Raw genomic sequence first — 18,488 nt, 5'->3', positions numbered from 1 at the left:
TTTGTTTGCTAGGTGTGGGCGGTTTTTTGGGGTGGAGGAGGTCGCGGGGGCATGGGCGTGGTGTCCCCCCCAGCACATAGGACCGCTCCAGAATATCGGTGTTGATCTCGTCCAGCATGACCCATTTGCGGACATGGGTTTCTGACCCCACGCGCTGCGACTCGATCTGTGGCACCTCGATGATCAGCACGATGTTGACGAGCGTTGCCGCAACAAGCAGCCGGAGCGGGGTTCGGGTACACCCCATTGACTCTAGCCTACGGCGACCCCGAACAGCGCACCGACCCCGGCTGTCGCCGCCATTGCAAGCGCTCCCCATAGCGTGACCCGCGTGGCCCCACGGACGACGCCTGCGCCGCCGGCCGAAGCGCCCAATCCGCCAAGAACCGCAAGGCCAAGGATCGTCGATCCCGCCACCAGGGGAGCGATCTGCGCCTCCGAGACCAGCAGCACGACGATCAGGGGCAGCACCGCCCCAACGGCGAAGGTCAGTGCGGACACCAGAGCCGCCTGGATAGGGCGGGCGGTAAAGGTTTCCGAAATGCCGAGCTCGTCGCGCGCATGCGATCCGAGCGCGTCGCGTTCAGTCAGTTGCACGGCAACCTTTTTCGCCAGGTCGCGGTCCAGCCCCCTTTCAACATAAATCAGGGTTAGTTCCTCGAGCTCGGCCTCGGGCGTTTCCTCGAGTTCACGGCTCTCTCGGGCGAGGTCCGCCTGTTCGGCGTCAGTTTGCGAGCTGACCGAGACATACTCCCCCGCCGCCATCGACATCGCACCAGCCATAAGCCCGGCCAGCCCGGCGATCATGACCTCGGGCTTGCCGGAGCCTGCGGCCGCGACGCCGACGACGAGGCTCGCGGTCGAGACAAGACCATCGTTGGCTCCGAGAACGGCGGCCCGCAACCAGCCGATGCGATGCACCATATGGATTTCAGAATGTGATAGACGGCTCATGGCGTGGCTCCTTGAACGATGTCACCTTGCTCTGACGTGATGGCCTGTGGTTTGCCCGTAGCTGGCTCCTGCGGCGCGATGCGCAGCGCGCGCAGGGCGTTCAGGATCACGGCAACGTCGATCACTTCTTGCAGGAGCGCGCCCTGGACCGGCGTGAGGTAGCCGAAAGCGGCCGCGATCATGCCCATGACAGACAGGCCGATCCCGGCGACAACGCTTTCGACCGCTATCCGCCGCGAGGCCCGCGCGATCTCGATGCCGGGCCCCAGCCGGTCGATCCGGTCGACGAGCAGCACCACGTCGGCGGCCTCGGCCGAGGCCGCGGCGCCCCGTGCCCCCATTGCCACGCCTACATCGGCTGCGGCCAGGGCGGGCGCGTCGTTGACACCATCACCCACCATCATCACCGGCCCGTGTTTATGCTCGGAAAGCACCAGTAACACCTTTTGATCCGGCGTCAGACCGGCCCGCAGCCCGTCGAGGCCCAGCCCCTCGGTCACGCGCTCGGCCACGTCCGCGCGGTCGCCAGTAGCCAGAAGGATGCGCGCGATCCCTTGACGGCGCAGACCGTCCAGCATGGCACCCGCTCCCTCGCGCAGCGGGTCGGACATGACGAGGTGCCCGGCCATGTGACCGTCAACTGCCACTGCGACAAGGACCGATCCGGCGCCCTTGGCGGGGTGATCGCCCACCATCCGCCCGACACGGGACGCCACGAAGCCGTCGCCGCCGACGATCACCTCGCGGTCCTCCACACGACCCAAGACCCCTTCGCCCGGGATCTCAGCCACTTCTGTCGGAACGGGCAGTGTGAAGGCCCGCGCCTTTGCGGCAGCGACGATGGCCTGCGCCACAGGGTGTTTCGATGCCTGATCGAGCGCGGCGGCAAGGCGGAGGATGTCGTCCTCGGTCATGCCATCGTGGCTGTCGATCGAGATGATCTGCGGACGGCCATCTGTCAGCGTCCCCGTCTTGTCGAGGATCAGCGTACGGATGCGCGCCATTGTCTCGAGCGGCCCTGCGCCCTTGATCAAAACGCCAAAATGCGCCGCACGCGAGAGACCCGCGACCAGTGCGACCGGCACGGCAAGGATCAGCGGACAGGGCGTGGCGACCACCAGCACGGCGACCGCGCGGATCGGATCGCCTGTGAACCACCAGGCCGCGAAGGCGATACTGACGGTGACGACCAGAAAGCCCAGCGACCAGCGGTCGGCCAGCCGGGACATCGGCGCTTTGGACGCCTGCGCTTCCTCCACTAGACGAACGATCCCGGCATAGGTGCTGTCCTTGGCCTCGCGCGTCGCCGTCAGGTCGAAGGCCTCGCCCGCGTTGGTCGATCCGCTCATGGCGTCGGCCCCGCGCGCCAGCCGGACTGGCAGGGACTCACCCGTCAGCGCCGCGGTGTCGAGGAAGGCGGTGTCGGACGCCACCGTGCCGTCCACGGGAACGACATCACCCTGCCGGATCAGCAGGCGATCGCCCGGTGCGATCTCCTCGAGAGGCACATCCTCAAGACCGCCGTTCCGGTGCCGCGTCGCGGTCCGGGGTACGCGGGATAAAAGATCCTTCATCGAACGACGTGCACGGCCCTCAGCGAAGGCTTCGAGGAAAGTGCCTCCAGAATACATGACTGCGACGACAGCCGCAGCCAAGGTCTCGCCGAAGACAAGCGCCGCCGACATCGACAGCGCGGCAACGATATCGAGGCCCACCTCGCCGCGCCCAATGCTCCGGACGATTTCGACCACAAGCGCTGCCAGCGCGGGAACAACTCCTGCAATCCAGATCAGGGTCGCGATCTCTGGTTGGCCCGCAAGGTAGAATGCGAGTCCCACGATCAGCCCGGTTGCGGCCATCAGCAGGAGTGCGGTCTTGAAGCGATCGGTACGGGTCTGTTCCATGCGGCTCATCTTCCCCCGGCTGAGGCGATTGCCGCTGGTTCTTCGGAAAAAAGACGCCCGACTCCCACGCCCATTGCATTGCCTTCATCATCGCGCAGAAGAAACAGGGCGTCGAGTCCACGTTGTCTTGCGAGGTCCGCACCCCTCTCCGCACCGAGCACCATCAGCGCCGTCGCCCAAGCATCGGCCTCGGCACAGGTGCGGGCCACGACGGTGACGGAGGCGGGCGGCGCGATCAGCGGCGCGCCACGTCTCGGATCCATGGTATGCGACAGGCGGCACCCCTGAACCTCCACCCAATGGCGGTAGTCACCGGATGTCGCGACGGCGGCGTCCTGCAGCGCCAGAACCGATTGCGGCGTCCGGCGATCAGGGTCCGGCGCTTCTACCGCGATGATCCATGCCTCGCCATCGGGGCGCAGGCCCATGGCACGCATCTCACCGTCGATGCCGACAAGGGCGTCGGCAATCCCATGATCGCGCAAGGTCTCGGCGAGCTGGTCGACGCCATAGCCCTTGGCGATGCCGTTCAGATCCAGCGCAATGGGCGCGGTCTTGCGCAACTGCATCCCCTCGATCTCCAGCACCTCCTGCGCCGGGCGGCGGGGGGCGTCCATCGCGGCGCGGATACCCTCGGGCGCGGCGGCCCCGGGCCCGAAGCCCCAGGCCGTCACCGCATCGCCCATTCCGATATCGAAGGCCCCGCCCGAGGCGCGCCCGATCTCGAGCCCGAGGCGCAGGACCGCCCGCAGTTGCTCCGGCACCACCACCCAATCGCCCACCGGCGCCGCGTTGATCCGCATGAGCGCGCTCTCCGCGTTCCACGTCGACATCTGCGTGTCCACCTCGTCGACAACCGCCTGAAGGGCGGCACGGATTGCATCCGTGTCGCGGCCCCGATCCGCGAAGAACAGGGCCGACCAGCGCGTGCCCATGGTGGGGCCGTTCAGGACGATGCGCGCGCGCTCAGTAGACATCTTCGACATACCGCCCCTCCGCCTTCAGAACTGCGGGCGTCAACCCGAATGGTGAGAGAATTTCGGCCAGCGCATCGGTCACACCCATGGCCATGTCGCGCCCGCCGCAGACCATCACGCGGGCCCCGTTGCGAAGCAAACGCGCAACTTCGGTGGCCTCTCCACGCAGCGCGTCCTGCACGTAATGCGGAAGCGTCCCGCGCGAGACGGCCGTGACAAGCCGGGTCAACCGCCCCTCTGCCTGCCAGCCGGCCATCTCCTCGCCATAGAAGAAATCGCTGTCCGCATGCCGCATGCCGAAGAACAGGTGCACGGGCCTGTGCCGCGCATTGCCGCGGATGAAGCCCGCCAGCGGCCCGATGCCGGTGCCCGCCCCGATCAGGATCAGCGGGGTGCGACCGCGACCGGCGTGAAAGCCGGGATTGCGCCGCAGAAAGGCCCGGACCGTATCGCCCGGTTCCAGCGCGGTCAGCTGGCCCGAGGCCAGACCGCCCGGATGCTTGCGCACCACGATCTCGACGAACCCGTCGCGCCGGCCCGAGGCCAGCGAATAGAGGCGCGGCACCGGGCTGCCCTGCGGCAGGACGCCGATCAGGTCGCCCGCCTGGAACCGTGCGAAGCCCGTGCCCGTCAGCCGCTGCCACGGCGTTGCGCGCGGCAGGGCGAAGCGCAGGATCGCGGCCCCCGCCTGCATCTCGGCCCCGTAGTTGCGCCGCGAGACGAGGGTCAATGTTTCGGTGCGCGGCGAGACGGGCTGATGAAAAAGCTCGAGAGAGATGCTAAGCGCCTCGCCAAGAGCGCGGCCCCAGCGCGCGAAATCCTGTGGCGATTGGCGGTCGATCGTGTCCAGCGGCATGAGTTCGGCCCAGCCCTTCGCCTGCGCCGCTGCCGCAACGGCGTTGGCGAAGGCGCAATAGGCCGGAAAGCTGCGGTCGCCGAAGCCGAGCACGGCCATCTGGATATCAGGCACAGGGGCCGACGCGTTCAGCCGGTCGAGAAAGCCCTTCGCCGAGGACGGAGCGGCACCATCGCCATAGGTCGCGGCGAGCAGGATGATGCGCTCGGCACGGGCGTAGCGCTCTGGCGCGAAGCCCGACATCGGGCCAACATGGACGCCCTGCCCCGCTGCCGTCAGCGCGGCATGCAGGGTCGCGGCGAAGCCCCAGGTGCTGCCACCCTCGCTGCCGACAAGAATGATCGTCTCGGCACGGCCCGCGGGCTGGTTGCCCCGGATGCGCGGCCGCCCGCGCCGCCCGGCAAGCCAGATCAAGACGCCGGTCACGCCCATCGCCGGCACTCCGAGCGCCATCATCCCGAGCACAAGGCCGAGCGTCGCGGCCCCCTGCCCCGTGTGCAGCATGTAAATGGTTTCCGAGACGCGCTCCCACCCGGTCAGGTCGGCCCATGCCACGAGCGCGCCGGTTCCCTGGTCAAGATAGCCGGTGCCCCGGTCGGTCTTCAGTGTGAACACGTCCGTCGCGTCGCCGGGATAGGGAAAGCTCAGTTCGCGCAGCTCGGCGACGGGGGCCTGCAGCAGCGTGGCCATCTGATCGAGAGCGAACCCAATTTCTCCGCTCACTTCGGTGGGATCAGCCGGCAGGACGCTACCGTCCGGCAGAAGATCGAAGGTGGAGGCTGTCATCCAGAGGGCGGTGGTGGAGGACAGAACGAGGCCGATGACGGCGATCCGGGCGATCTCGACATGCAGCCTGCCCGCGAACGGACCGCGCAAGGACGCGAACCAGTGCCGCCATCCGCCCGCCCGTCGCGCGACCAGCATAGCACCCGAGAGCGAGAGGACCAGCATCGCCGCGGCCCCGGCGGCCATGGCGATACGCCCGCCATCTCCGAGGAAGAGCGAGCGATGAAAGTTGGTGAGCCAGCGAAGGGCCTGGTTCGGGTCGGCCGAGGCCACGCCCGCGCCCGTCGCCGGGTCGATCACGGCAGCACCCGGCGCGCCCTGATCGAACCAATAGGCGGTGATCCGACCGGAGGGCGACCGCCGGATCTGCTCGACGCCCGGATAGACGACCTGGATGCGGTCCGCGAGGGTGGCGACTGTCAGGCCAGTCTCCACCTGCGGCGCGGTGATGCGCTCGACTGCCGGAAAGACCGAGAGCGCAGCGCCGCTCAGGCTCAGGATCGTGACGAGCGCGAGTGCCAGAAGACCCGGCCAGCGATGGAGTATACGGATCATGGCCCTGCCCCTCACATGTCGTAGGAGAAGTTGGCGATGTAGCGCCGCCCGGTCACCGGAGTGCCCGCGCCCGCCGTCGTCAGCGGCACGGCCACCTCGTTCGGGCTGTCGCGCATATCCTCGACCGCCGCGTCGATGTGCAGCGTGTAGCCCGCATCGAACAGCGCATCGGCCAGATCAAGCGTGATTTCGAGACTGCGGCCCGCGCCGACGCTGGCGCCGGTGATGCCGTTTACCTCCGCGGTATCGCCGCCCGTGGCACGGTACCAGTCGCTAAGATGCTCGTAGTACTTGGACTTGTCGCCGGCCATCCAGAGACTGCCGACATAGGCGCCCGAGGCGTCGGTTACGTAAAGCGCGAGGTAAGCGCCGTCGCCGCCATAGTTGTTAAGGGTGGTTGTGAGCGTCACGGGCCGTGCCATAGCGAGGCCGGGAAGCGTGAGTGCGGTGGTAAGCGCGAGCGTTGCGAGAAGTGATTTCATGGGAATGATCCTTGTTCAGGGTGCTTCGGAGCTGTTCAGTTCACCTGAACCTGCGGAGGGGCGCCGTTTCCGAAGAGGCCGTTCTGCGGAGGAGCGACCGTTCCAGCGGGCGCGGGATTGCGGGCGCCACCGCGGTCGTCGTCATCATCCTCGTAGTCCATCTCGACGATCTGCAGCGTCGCCGGATCGAGCTTCACCTCGATCTCGCGGCCATCCTGGTCTCGGCCTTCGATTTCGTAGCAGCCGTCGTCGATCTCGAAGTCGCGCACCGTCCAACCGTTCTGTTCGGCCATCTGCATGGCGGCCTCGCGCGGCTGCCACTGGTCACGGGGCGCATTGCAATCATCGTCGTCGGCCAGCGCAGCGCCGGCGGGCAAAAGTGCGATCAGGGCAAGGGCGGTCAGGGTCTTTTTCATGGCAAGGGGTCCTTTCGTTTGATGAGACCAATCTGGCACCCCGACCTGAGGGCATCCTGACGCCCCAGCGATTCCTGCTTCAGCTTGCCGTCAGGAAAATGGCCCCGCCGATGAGGGCGGGGCCAAAAAAAGATGCGAGCGCAGGCTACAGGGCTGGCATGGCTATGCGCCCTGCCCCGCGTTCAGGTGAATTCGAACTGCTCGAAGCGGACACGGCGAGGCGTTTGGCCTTGTGCTTTCAAGCCCTTGAGAATCCCGTCCTTCAGACCGGTTGGGCCGCAGAACCACAAATCGGCTTGCCGGATCGCGAAAGGGACCGCGCCAATCAGGCGCTCGGCCGTGAGCCTGCCATCGCGCGTCGTAACGACCACCTCGAAACTGAACCTCGGGTTGCGGGCAGCCGCAGCGCGCAGCGTCTCTACCCCAATCGCCTCCTCTTGTGTCCGAACGCAGTGGATGAGGTGAATGTCGCGGCTATCCGCTTCGCTCAGGCTTTCGGCCCAGGCGAGGAACGGCGTGATACCGATGCCGCCCGCCAGCCATATCTGGCGCGCACCGCCCTTGCGGAAATTGAACCGTCCATATGGCCCTTCGACCTGCACGCGCGTTCCGGTCCGCAAGATGGCGAGCAGGCTTCGTGTCCAGCCACCCAAGCCCCGGATGGAGAACGTCAGGGTGCCGTCAGGGCGCGGGGCGCTGGCGATCGTGAAGGGGTGCGGCTCGGACAGTCCTGCCTCTGGCGCGCGGAAGAAGGCGAATTGCCCCGGCCGCCACCGCATGGCCCGCCCCTCGGGGCGGAGGGTTAGCGTGGTGGTGTCCTTGGTCTGGCTGATCTCTGTGACGGTGAATTCTCTACGCCGCAGGTACGGGGCGACCAGCTCGGTGAATATCCACGCGATCACTCCCGCGATGCCAAATGTGTTTAGAAGCACCGAGAGCGATGGATCTACCTCTGTCGGCAGGTCGACGAAGAACTGGTGAAAGACCACGATTGCAAAAAGGGCCCCCATGAAACGATGGCTGAACCGCCAGATCTGATAGGGGATTTCCAGTGGGGTGAAGGGCAATCTCCGGAACCAGCTGACAGCAACCAGGGCGAGAAGCGCGTTGAAGGCAAGTTCGCCCGCCTCTTCACCAAGTTCACCAAGAGAGGTTTCACGCACCAAACGCTCGAAATCCGGCTCGATCTGCTGGTGCAGGATCATCAGGACCATTGCGGAAATACCAAGCCACTTGTGGAAACGGTACATGCGATCGAGACCGCCGAACAATGGTTCCACCAGCGGCGGCCGTGCGGCGAGGATCAGGGTCTGTGCCATCGCGACAACTGCCGCGGCCCCGACGGCAATGCCAAGTGCTGCATCCGCGCCATAGGGCGCATAGGTGTTGAACCCGATCAGTGCCGCCAGCAGGCATGGCAACGCAACCAGCACCGGGCCCGTCAGAGCTAGAGGAGAGTTTAGGGAAAGCCGGGAGAGTGGCGGCAGGCCCGGCACCGGGACATTACCGTCGCGACGCGCTGCATCAGTCATCGTCGCGTCTCTCGTGATCCCGCTCGCGGCGATCATCCTCGTCGTCCTCGTATTCGAACTCGATTATCTCCAGCGTGGCCGGGTGGACAGTCACCTCGATCGCACGCCCCTCGGCATCCCTCCCATCGATCTCGTAGCAGCCGTCATCGATCTTGATCCGGCGCACCGTCCAACCATTTTCCTCAGCCAGCATGGCAACAGCATCGCGCGGCTGCCAGTCGGCCATCGGCACGAAGCAATCGTCGTCAGCCAGCGCCGCGCCGACCGGAAAGACCGCGAGAAAGCCGATAATTGTCAATGTCTTCTTCATGGGGCACACTCCTAGTGGCTCGCCTCTTGATGCCATTCATGCGCCGCGAAGCTGACGGCAGCCTGAAGGGGCTCGACCCACAAGCTTCAGCTTCGTGTCAGCCAGACGGATCATGGAGGGACATCAGGAAAGGACGGGTACGACCATGCGCATATTGCTGATCGAGGACGACACGACTCTTGGCGCTGCCGTGCGCGACCAGATCGCAGCTGATGGCCAGTCAGTAGACTGGGTCACGCGGCTAGACGCGGCGGCAGACGCGATGAGCGCAACCTCCTACGACCTGCTCCTGCTCGACCTCATGCTGCCAGACGGACGTGGTATCGGGTTCCTCAAGGGCCTCAGGACGCGTGGAGACGTGACGCCGGTCATCATCCTGACGGCGCTCGACCAGGTGTCCGATAGGATCGAAGGCCTCAATGCGGGCGCTGACGACTATCTTGTGAAGCCCTTCGACCTGTCGGAACTGTCGGCACGGATCGGATCGGTCGCGCGGCGCTACAGCGGCAACCCCAACCCGATCCTGACCCACGGACCGCTCGACATCGACCTTGCCGCGCGCAGCGTCCATCGGGATGGCAGACATGTGCCGCTGACGGCGCGGGAATGGGCGCTCTTCGAGGCCTTCCTGGCGCGTCCCGGGCAGCTCCTGTCCAAGGCGCAGTTGGAGGAGAAGCTCTACGCTTTCGACGCCGAAGTCGAGAGCAACACCATCGAGGTGCACGTGAGCCGCCTGCGCAAGAAACTGGGGAGCGCCATCATCGAGACCGAGCGCGGCATGGGTTACCGGCTGGGCAAGCCATGATGTGGCCATCCAGCCTTCAGGTACGGCTCGGCTTGTCACTCGGCCTTGTGCTGACGATCCTCTGGCTCGCCGCCGCCACGGTTACCGCGGTGATCGTTCGGGGCGAGATGGATGAGGTCTTCGACAGCGCCCTACGCGAAACCGCCGAGCGCATCCTGCCGCTGGCCGTGACCGACATCGTCGGGCGAGAAGATCAGGGTGTGACGCAGCGCCTCGCGCCGATCCGGGAGCATGACGAGTTCTTCACCTACATCGTACGCGATGCCGAGGGACGCATTTTGCTGCAATCCCATGCGGCGGACCCTGCCGTGTTTCCTCCATACGATGGTCCGGGATTTGGGCAGAACGCCACACATCGCCTCTACAGCGACGCGGCGCTCCAGGGGACGATCAGCATCACCGTGGCCGAACCGTTGGCGCATCGCGCTTCGGTTGCTCGGGAAATCCAGATGAGCCTTGGCCTGCCGCTGCTGGTTGTGCTGCCGTTGGCGCTCGCGTCGATTATTCTCGCTGTGCGCTTTAGCCTCGCCCCTCTCCATCGGTTCCGTACGCGGCTTGAAGCGCGCGGCGTGCGCGACCTGTCAGAAGTACCCGCGGCCGACCTGCCGACGGAAATCGGCCCGCTGGCTGCAACCTTGAACAGCCTTTTGGCTCGGTTGCGCGACGCGTTCGAGGCTGAGCGAAGTTTTGCAGCCAATGCGGCTCATGAACTAAGGACACCATTGGCGGGCGCTATCGCCCAGGCGCAGCGACTGCGGTCAGAGACCAAAGATCCGACCATCGACGCGCGCGCCGCCGAGATCGAGGCGACGCTCAAGCGTCTCGCTCGGCTGTCCGAACGTCTCCTGCAGCTTGCGCGGGCGGAAGGCGGTAGACTTCGGATGGACCAGAGCGCTGATGTCAGAACCATCACTCGGGTCGTGGTGGAAGATATTGCGCGCAGCACAGAGAACGGGCGCCTTATGTTGAACTTGCCGGACACGCCTGTCTTGTCTGATATCGACCCCGACGCATTGGGAATTCTGTGCCGGAATCTGGTGGAGAACGCCCTACGCCACGGGGCGCAGAATGCCCCAGTCGAGGTTACACTCACGAGCGACGGGCAGTTGATCGTGGCGAACGAGGGCCCCGCGGTAGCAACCCAAACACTCGAACGCCTGACAGGGCGCTTCGAGAGGGCAGATGCAAAAACTGATGGTAGCGGGCTTGGCCTCGCTATCGTCTCAGCCATCGCAGAACGGATCGAAACCTCTCTCTTGCTCCAGTCACCACGTCCCGGTGAAACTTCTGGATTTCAGGCATCCGTCAGATTGCCAACGGATGCTCCAAATGCCCATGTGAAAGATCGGGAGCATTGGCCTTGAAGTCTCACGTCGCAGCGCCCCGAGGGGTGCGGTGTCGATGATGGTTGTTGTAGACATGATTCTTCATTCTGAATGCGAGTAATCGCACTCATCCCATTGATATTATTACACTATAGGGTGATTGGGGGCGGAATCTCCGCCCCCCGCTGGATCACGTTATTCCGAGGCCAGCATCGACGCGCCTTCAGCAGGCAGGTCATCCGTCAGAAATGCAGGAAGGTCAGCTTCACTGACGCTGTCAGCCGCTTCGGCATCCGCCCCCTGCCCTTCGGCATGGTCCTCATCGTCCAGCGCCACGAGATCGTTCCGGCGCATGACGCTCGTCGACCAGCTTTGCCACCACGCTGTCCTTCAGATCGCTCGCCTGCGCCGGCATGTAGATGTGACGCACTGAGGCTTCGAGACAGCTTCCCGAAGCAGAGGAAGTGCGGAAGGTGTCCGTCACAATCTTCAGCAGCAGCAGAATCAACGCCACGTCGGGCGAGCGCCCGATCGCTTCACGCAGCGCCAGCGTCCGGTGTGCCGTCAACTCGATTACGAGCCGCTCGGGCAGTGGCTTCAGCGCTCCGTCATCCTCATCCTCCGGGAAGTCAGCTCCGATCGGCTGGCCACCCGACATAATGATGGTTCCGCCAGGAGCGGCACTGCCATGGCCATCGGTGAGATCACGATCAGCACCCTGCCCCGCCACCGCAGGATCAGTATCATCCTGGACCGCTGCCTCCTCAACAGGCTCATCCTCTGACCGCACATAGCCGCGATAGACGGCCAGCGCGCCGTAGCGGTCGAGCGTGACGAACGCCCCTGCCCGCCCGATCTCCTCCGCGTCGAAGATCAACGGCCGGGTCTCGATCCTTTCCATCTCCGCTTCCAATACGCCAAGCCGCGTGTCGACCTTGTCGGGGATCTCATCCTGACCCGCGTATTCCTCTTCCAGCGCCCGATACTCGGCGAGCAGCTTGGCATGGGCCGCACCTTCCTCATCCGTCATCGGTGCCGGATCGCCGGATAGGGACCGCAGCCTGTAGCTGTAGCCGTAGGGCAGGTCAAGCGCGACTTCGATCCACTTCCAGCCCTCAACCGCAACCGTCTCAGCCTCGGCCTGGAGTTTTTCCGTCACCAGCCGATCGAGCAGGGCAGGGTCCTCGAGCCAGCCATCGTCATCGCCCTGAAAGAGGTCATGCAGCATCGTGCCGCCCGCCTCTTCGTAGGCCTCAACACCCACAAAGACCGCGCGCCGGTCGGACGCTCGGACCGAGGTCTCGGTCAGCATGCGCCGGATCTGGAATGGCTCCTTGTTCCAGGATGAATGGATCACATCCCAGACCTGAACCTGACGCGCGTGATCGGGGTTCACGGTGAAGGCCATGAGCTGCTCCAGCGTCATGCCATCCTCGGCATAGACCTCAAGCAGGGCAGGGGCGACGGAAGCGAGTTTCAGGCGCTACTTCACGATCTGTGGCGTCACGAAGAAGGCGGCAGCAATCTCTGCATCGCTCTGGCCCTTATCCCGCAGCGCCACAAACGCGCGGAACTGGTCGAGCGGGTGCAGGGCGACGCGATGCATGTTTTCTGCAAGGGAATCATCCTCGGCCAGGATGTCGGACGCAGCATCGCGCACGATGCAGGGAATGGGCGTGGTCTTTGCCAAACACTTATGCTTCACCAGCAGGGACAATGCTTGGAACCGACGGCCACCGGCCGGGATCTCGACTTGCCGGTCTCGGTGCCATCGTCAGCCAACACGGGCCGCACGCTCAGGCTCTGCAAGAGGCCGCGGCGGGCGCTGTCTTCGGCCAGTTCCTTGACGGACACGCCAGCCTTGATGCGCCGCACGTTGGACTGACTCAACACCAGTTTGTCAAAAGGGATATCCCGGGACGGGGACAGGGTGATTTTCTGGACAGCTTTCGTCATCAGATCTTCTCCACGACGGGCGCCGGAAGCCACTCTCCCGATCTCATTTCCCGTCACCCTCAAACCAACACTCCTTTCCCTCTCGATGATCGTATGGTTGCCAAGAGGCGACTTAACAGCTGTTAAGTCATGCCAACTGAGCACCGCGGCGTTGAAACTTAACAGCTGTTAAGCCGCACTTCGCCGACCGATCAAAGCCATGACCATCGGACCGCAAGAGAATTCGCCCGCCGCGGCCTTGGACGTCAGCGCCCGCAAGTATCCACCCGGTGATCTGATGTCAGAGAAACGTTCCAGCATGGCCACGACGACGATCGAGGCTTGCTCTGGTCCCATGCAGCGTTGCGCTTCTTCCCACGCAGAAACACTGATCCCCATGGCCGGCCTTACATGACAAGCCGCGTCGAAAAGTTGGTGCCAGTGTCGAATGTCGCCCTGATAGAAAGTCTTGAGCGAGGGACAGCCGGCGATTACCAGGTGGAGAGGGATTTTCGGCACCCGCCTCGTGTCAGGCTCTTCAAGGTCAGCCACGGGCTCACCCGTATCATCATCAGGCGCGCGTCCCGCCGCCCCGCCTTTTTCTAAGGCAGGTTCAAGATCTATAGATTCTTTATTTGAATTATGATGGTGACGCTCACATTGGGCATCATTGGTGTTCATTTCTTCTGTTTCAGGACCGTCAATCACATTACGCGCCTGGTCAAGAAGGGTCTCCAGTTCAGTCCGAAATGCCGACAGATCCTCAAGCGAGAGTTTGCGGCGAAGAGCGCGGGCGGTGAGGGCTGCCTTGTCGCGGAGCTGGTCCCACAGGCCAAGCCCGGGCTGGATCTCCTCGCCGAACTCCGCCAGAGCGGCCAAGTCGCGACGCATAAGGCTCACTACCTCCCTCAGTCGCCGCACACGGTCCTCGGCCTCACGCACAGCCTCTGCAGCCCGTGCAATATCCTCGGCCCGGCAATAGAGCGGGGAGAGATCAAAGCCGAAGGCCACCCGATCTTCGCCACGCTTGCGCACATACCGCTTCCCATTGGGGCTATCGCGCCGCATGAGCAAGCGTGCCTCTACCAACCGGGCGAGGTGACGGCGCATCGTCGAGCAAGGCATGCCGTTCAGCCGCTCGCAGATCGCCTTGTTGGATGGGAAGACGACCATTTCGGTGTTCCCGCCAAGCGCATCGTCCGGAAAGAAGCTGAGAAGCCCCTGAAGAACGGTCAGATCGCGCTCGGAAACCCCAAAGGCCGCCTGTGCCTTGGACAGCTCGCGGAGGAGCTCCCACTTGTTGACGGGCCTGCCGGGAACAGACGCCTCAGGACGCTCGACCACGCGCAGATGGGCGTGCGATATCGGCCGCATAAACGGCGAAATCGGTGTGTAATCCATGATGTCATTCACGAAGGCAAAATTTCCCTGGCCCGCGAATCGCTTTGCGCTTGCGGGAAAGGGGCCAGATCGCTACATTCAGAGGTGCGAAAACTGAAGTTTTGTAGCGGGCTGGTCCCGTGCGAAACCTAAGAAAGGTCTCGTGAAGCTTGCTTCTCGGGGCCTTTTTCTTTTCTGCCTGTCTCGTGCCTCCTTTTTGATTGTTGCTCTTCCTCAGTCTTCCGAACGCTTCCAGCGCTCGTGAAGCTCGGCGATCAGCTGCGGGGCGTTGCCCTCAAGCCAGCTGACAAAATCGCTCTCCTCGGCCTTCAACTCGAGCTTGAGTTGCTTTCCACGACGTCCGGTCGTGACAGTGGCGGCACCGACCCCCGGAATCACCGTGCCGGGCCGCCCGCGAGGGCGAGACGAGGATGTGGTCTGTTCGGGCTTCCCTGCAGCAGAGAGGACGGCCAAAAATGCATGATCGGATTTCTCGTCAATACCGCCTTGGTAGGATGTTTTGGCCTCACCCGCCAAAGCTGCAAGCAGTTCGCGATCGGCATCCGTAGCCCCCAGCAACTTCTTGAGCTCTTCCCACCTGGGCCGACCAATGCCCGGAGCGGCACCGATGGCGAGGACCAGGTCCTCCCCAACGGTGCGGACCACGCTTAACAGCTGCGACACTCCTGCCTCGGTCAGATTGAGAACCTCGGCGACACCCTTGTTAGTGCGTTCGGATGCGCTCAGATGGTCACCGTCGAGCAAGGCTGCGGCAACAAGCGCTCGTTCGATGAAGCTTAGATCCCGCCGCTCTTGGTTCTCTAACAGCTGATCACGAAGTGCCTGATCGCCCTCCATCTCTGTGACAATGGCGCGGACCTTGATCCCAAGTTCTCTGCAAGCTTCCAGTCGACGACGGCCATAGATCAGGCTGTAGCGATCACCATCAAGCGGCCGGACGAGGATTGGTACTCGCTGTCCGTTCTTGGAAATTGACGCCTTGAGGCCCGCAGTCTCAATCTGCAGCCTGTCATCGAGCCGACCTGTGATTTCGATTTGGTCAGGCTCGATTTCGAAAACGCCGCCGCGCAGCCTGCGCCCTTCAAGAGCGTCGGGCGCGTTGCGCAGGGTCTGCAGTGGCAGTCCCAGTTTAGGCTTTCTTGCCATTGCGTCCCCACGTGTTCTGGATGATCGCCGCGATCTCGTCGTTGACGGCGTTCATGGATTCGATTGCACGATCGAAAGTCTGACGCGTGAAGTCCTTCTTGTCGGCCTCGTAGAGCGTCTGCTTCGTCAGCCCTGCATCAGAGATCGCAGTAGACTCAACCATGTGGTTGGTCAGGACTGACCTGCCGAACAGACCCCGGATGAAAGCAATGACCTCGGTCTGCGGGGCATCACCCACCTTGTAGCGGGTCGGCAGAAAGCGCAGCCAGTCGAAGCGAAGGTTTGCGCCAGCATCCCGGATGACGCCAAGCAGATCAGCGGTCATTCGCAGAAACTGCGACATGGACATCAGATCGAGCATTTGGGGGTGAACGGTAACAAGCACCCCTGAAGATGCTGAAAGGGCGGACATGGTTAAAAAACCAAGCTGCGGCGGACAGTCGATGACGACGACGTCATAGTCCGCTTCGACACTGTCGAGCGCGTCGCGCACACGGGCAAAGAATGCGCGGGCGCCGCCACGCTGAATGGCTGCCGGTGTCTCATGTTCGAATTCCATGAGCTCGAGGTTCCCGGGAATCAGGTCAAGACCACGGATGTAGGTCTTGCGGATCACGTCCGAGATCGGGACCGGTTCATCGTAGCGAACCGCATCATACAGCGTGCCACCCTCCATCAGGTCCAGCTCAGGCTGGATGCCATGCAGCGCGGAAAGGGATGCCTGGGGGTCCAGATCGATCGCAAGGACACGATATCCCTTGAGAGCCAAGCGCTGTGCAAGGTGAGCGGATGTTGTCGTTTTCCCGGACCCGCCTTTGAAGTTCACAACAGAAACAATCTGAAGCTCGTCACCGGCACGACGCCCCGGAACGTAGGTTCCAGGCTTCTTCGCGTTTGCCTCAAGAGCGTGGCGAATCTCCCAGATATCATCGAGGGTATATCGCCGGTGGCTGCCCGCAGTGGTTTCGACGTCAGCGATCTTTCCTTCTCGATGAAGCTTGCGAAGGTAGGTATGATCGACGCCAAGCAACTCGGCCGCCTCGCCGCTGGTCAGGCTGCGCATGACTTTTTTGGCGTCGGGAGGGAAGTGGGCAGCACGTTGCGCATGAAGATTGGACGCAAGAAGCTCTGCGTAGTGCCCGATGGCAATGTCCAGGTCCTGCTCAGCTTCGCTCATCTCTGCCTCGATTCGTGGGCGCGTTTTTTATGTGATCGCGCGTTATTTATCGAGACTATTGCCCGAGCTATCAGATTCGTGCAAGCTCTTTCTAGATTTGGTGTCAGTCGCTGCGTCATGCACAAGAGTAGCTAGGGTTTGCGGCAGGCTTGTCTTAGGAACCTTTCGGATATACATTACAAGACGTATATCCGCATGGGAGGTCACGATGCAGGTCGCAAAATGGGGTAACTCGCTGGCCGTCCGTTTGCCCGCGGAGCTCGTCCGAGAGCTTGGTCTCAAGGAGGGTGATCAGATCGACCTGGTCAAGGACGACGGTCGGGTCAGAGTCCGTCGCCTTGCTCGTGCGGATGAGGTACTTACCGGCCTGCGCCGCTTCCGGGGCAAGTTGTCCGCAGCAGAACGTCTGAGCCGCGACGACGCACATGAGCGCTGAGTTCGCGGACACGAATGTCGTTCTTTACCTGCTCGACGATGGCCCAAAGGCCGATCGCGCCGAGGTCATCCTGGGGCAGGGGCCCCGGATCAGCGTTCAGGTTCTAAACGAGTCACTGGTGAACTGCCGCCGCAAAGCTGGCCTCGGTTGGGAGGAAGCAGCGGCCTTTCTCGAAGGCGTGCGCGCCTTGTGTCCCGTCGAAGATCTCTCCGTGCAGACCCATGACGTCGGCCGCGCTTTGGCGGAACGCTACGGCTTCTCGATCTACGACGCGATGATCGTGGCCAGCGCTTTGGTTGCGGGGTGTACCACGCTGTGGAGCGAGGACATGCAAGATGGCCTGCTGGTGGAAGGCCAGCTTCGCATCGTCAACCCCTTTGCATGAGCGGACGGCTTCTGTGCCTGAAACTGACCACAACCTTGTAATCCTTCCCTGTAGTGGAGGATTTGCAAGGTTGTTAGGCTACTCAAGCAGCCCCAGCCTCTCCGCCCGCTCCAACAGCATCTTGACTGACGACGGCTGCCATCTCGTTCGGCCACGTGGTGTGCGTTCGCGCATAGATTCCAGCCGTTCACAGATCGCCTGGAGCGTAATGCCGGGATCCGCGCCCTTGATGGCGGCGACGATGGCGGGCAGGCGGTCGTCGGTTTCGCGGCGGCCGGCGCGGGCCAAAACTGTCTCGGGCAGGAAGCCGTCGCGGACATAGGCCTTCACGGCGCGCAAGAGACGGCTTTGGGTCCAGCGACGCGCCTCGGGCAAGGGGCCGTTGATGATGCGCACCACGTCTTCCCAGGCCAAGTCGGGGCGCAACCGGCGCACATGGGGCACCCAATCTTGTGCCGTTTCGTTCAGACGCTCCATGTAGCCGTCCTGTCGCGCTAGCCGCACCTTGCGAAGAGCGGCAGGGTCTTTGGCCCGCAGTCCAGGGTTTCCGCCCACGCGGCCCTTTGTGCGCGCACTGGCGAGGCCGGCCTTGGTGCGCTCCCGGATCAGGGCGCGCTCGAACTCGGCCGCAGCGCCCAAGACCTGCAGCGTGAACTTGCCCTGCGGGGATCCAGTGTCGATCGGGTCCTGGATCGAGCGAAAGAACGCACCCCTGGCCTCCAGCCGCTCGATCACTTCCAGCAGATGCGACAGAGACCGCGCAAGCCGGTCGATCCTCACGACGACCAGCGTATCGTCACTCTGGATGCGTTCGAGCACACGCCCAAGCACCGGCCGCGCGCGATTGCCGCCTGAGGCGTGCTCTTCATAGATTTCGGCGCAACCCGCAGATTTCAGGGCCTGCGACTGGGGCAGGGGGGTTTGATCCTCTGTGGATACGCGCGCATAGCCTATCAATGGCATCAAAACAGTCTTTTTGCAGTTTCATATAGCGCCAATAAACGACCGTTTGCAAACGCGCGCAAGGGGTGTTTCCCTCGTCGCGCTGAGTTCGGGAAGCCTTGTATCTATGGGCTGAAGCCCACGAAGGGCGCCCCACGCCCCCG

General features: G+C 63.5%; 16 protein-coding genes and 2 pseudogenes. 4 read left to right on the top strand and 14 right to left on the bottom strand.

Annotated features, from left to right (window positions below; genetic code table 11):
* From HEP69_RS17430 to HEP69_RS17390, 9 genes and pseudogenes are all read right to left on the bottom strand, one after another.
* A pseudogene (locus HEP69_RS17430) lies at positions 1–247 on the bottom strand (hypothetical protein); the annotation flags it as partial.
* A 5-nt stretch (positions 248–252) separates the two neighbouring features.
* Positions 253–954, bottom strand: coding sequence for a VIT family protein (locus tag HEP69_RS17425; RefSeq protein ID WP_009503881.1), 702 nt, complete (start codon positions 952–954; stop codon positions 253–255).
* Positions 951–2,858 carry a heavy metal translocating P-type ATPase gene (locus HEP69_RS17420; protein ID WP_009503880.1) on the bottom strand — a complete coding sequence of 636 codons (1,908 nt, stop codon included), beginning with the start codon at positions 2,856–2,858 and terminating at the stop codon, positions 951–953. The genes HEP69_RS17425 and HEP69_RS17420 overlap by 4 nt, the downstream gene beginning before the upstream one ends.
* 5 nt (positions 2,859–2,863) lie before the next feature.
* Complete coding sequence (locus HEP69_RS17415) at positions 2,864–3,844, bottom strand: FAD:protein FMN transferase (protein WP_037239984.1); 981 nt, start codon at positions 3,842–3,844, stop codon at positions 2,864–2,866.
* Entirely contained in the window at positions 3,825–6,032 is a 2,208-nt protein-coding gene (locus HEP69_RS17410) for a PepSY domain-containing protein (RefSeq protein ID WP_009503878.1), read from the bottom strand. Before HEP69_RS17410 ends, HEP69_RS17415 begins: the two co-directional genes overlap by 20 nt.
* An 11-nt stretch (positions 6,033–6,043) precedes the next feature.
* A complete protein-coding gene (locus tag HEP69_RS17405; protein ID WP_009503877.1) occupies positions 6,044–6,514 on the bottom strand; it encodes a DUF2271 domain-containing protein in 471 nt (156 codons plus the stop codon).
* A gap of 35 nt (positions 6,515–6,549) precedes the next feature.
* The gene (locus HEP69_RS17400; protein WP_009503876.1) at positions 6,550–6,930 is read right to left on the bottom strand and encodes a PepSY domain-containing protein; all 381 of its coding nucleotides are present in this window, start codon (positions 6,928–6,930) and stop codon (positions 6,550–6,552) included.
* Positions 6,931–7,112: 182 nt separating this feature from the next.
* Positions 7,113–8,462, bottom strand: coding sequence for a ferredoxin reductase family protein (locus tag HEP69_RS17395; RefSeq protein ID WP_290559775.1), 1,350 nt, complete (start codon positions 8,460–8,462; stop codon positions 7,113–7,115).
* Positions 8,455–8,772, bottom strand: a complete 318-nt coding sequence (locus HEP69_RS17390) for a PepSY domain-containing protein (protein WP_009503874.1) — start codon at positions 8,770–8,772, stop codon at positions 8,455–8,457. The genes HEP69_RS17395 and HEP69_RS17390 overlap by 8 nt, the downstream gene beginning before the upstream one ends.
* A gap of 145 nt (positions 8,773–8,917) precedes the next feature.
* Here HEP69_RS17390 and HEP69_RS17385 point away from each other — a divergent pair, with 145 nt between their 5' ends.
* The gene (locus tag HEP69_RS17385) at positions 8,918–9,577 is read left to right on the top strand and encodes a response regulator transcription factor (protein WP_009503873.1); all 660 of its coding nucleotides are present in this window, start codon (positions 8,918–8,920) and stop codon (positions 9,575–9,577) included.
* Complete coding sequence (locus tag HEP69_RS17380) at positions 9,574–10,941, top strand: ATP-binding protein (protein WP_009503872.1); 1,368 nt, start codon at positions 9,574–9,576, stop codon at positions 10,939–10,941. The genes HEP69_RS17385 and HEP69_RS17380 overlap by 4 nt, the downstream gene beginning before the upstream one ends.
* A 156-nt stretch (positions 10,942–11,097) precedes the next feature.
* Here the strand turns inward: HEP69_RS17380 and HEP69_RS23785 are convergent.
* The 4 genes and pseudogenes from HEP69_RS23785 to repA form a co-directional block, all read right to left on the bottom strand.
* Positions 11,098–12,858 (bottom strand): annotated as a pseudogene (locus HEP69_RS23785) (ParB N-terminal domain-containing protein).
* Positions 12,859–13,026: 168 nt separating this feature from the next.
* Entirely contained in the window at positions 13,027–14,238 is a 1,212-nt protein-coding gene (gene repC / locus HEP69_RS17355) for a plasmid replication protein RepC (protein WP_009503869.1), read from the bottom strand.
* A 213-nt stretch (positions 14,239–14,451) separates the two neighbouring features.
* Positions 14,452–15,384, bottom strand: coding sequence for a plasmid partitioning protein RepB (gene repB / locus HEP69_RS17350; RefSeq protein WP_009503868.1), 933 nt, complete (start codon positions 15,382–15,384; stop codon positions 14,452–14,454).
* The gene (gene repA / locus HEP69_RS17345; protein ID WP_009503867.1) at positions 15,368–16,561 is read right to left on the bottom strand and encodes a plasmid partitioning protein RepA; all 1,194 of its coding nucleotides are present in this window, start codon (positions 16,559–16,561) and stop codon (positions 15,368–15,370) included. Before repA ends, repB begins: the two co-directional genes overlap by 17 nt.
* 208 nt (positions 16,562–16,769) lie before the next feature.
* On the opposite strand from repA, the gene HEP69_RS17340 reads away from it, so the two are divergent.
* Positions 16,770–16,997, top strand: coding sequence for an AbrB/MazE/SpoVT family DNA-binding domain-containing protein (locus tag HEP69_RS17340; RefSeq protein WP_009503866.1), 228 nt, complete (start codon positions 16,770–16,772; stop codon positions 16,995–16,997).
* Positions 16,987–17,382, top strand: a complete 396-nt coding sequence (locus HEP69_RS17335) for a PIN domain-containing protein (protein WP_009503865.1) — start codon at positions 16,987–16,989, stop codon at positions 17,380–17,382. The genes HEP69_RS17340 and HEP69_RS17335 overlap by 11 nt, the downstream gene beginning before the upstream one ends.
* A gap of 78 nt (positions 17,383–17,460) precedes the next feature.
* Here HEP69_RS17335 and HEP69_RS17330 read toward each other — a convergent pair whose 3' ends face one another.
* Positions 17,461–18,345 carry a recombinase family protein gene (locus HEP69_RS17330; RefSeq protein WP_009503864.1) on the bottom strand — a complete coding sequence of 295 codons (885 nt, stop codon included), beginning with the start codon at positions 18,343–18,345 and terminating at the stop codon, positions 17,461–17,463.
* Positions 18,346–18,488: the final 143 nt, after the last annotated feature.

Source organism: Aestuariivita sp. (genome assembly GCF_021404545.1).
GTDB lineage: Bacteria > Pseudomonadota > Alphaproteobacteria > Rhodobacterales > Rhodobacteraceae > Aestuariivita.
Note: the sequence above shows the minus strand (reverse complement) of the source record. Positions and strands in the feature narration are given on the sequence as shown.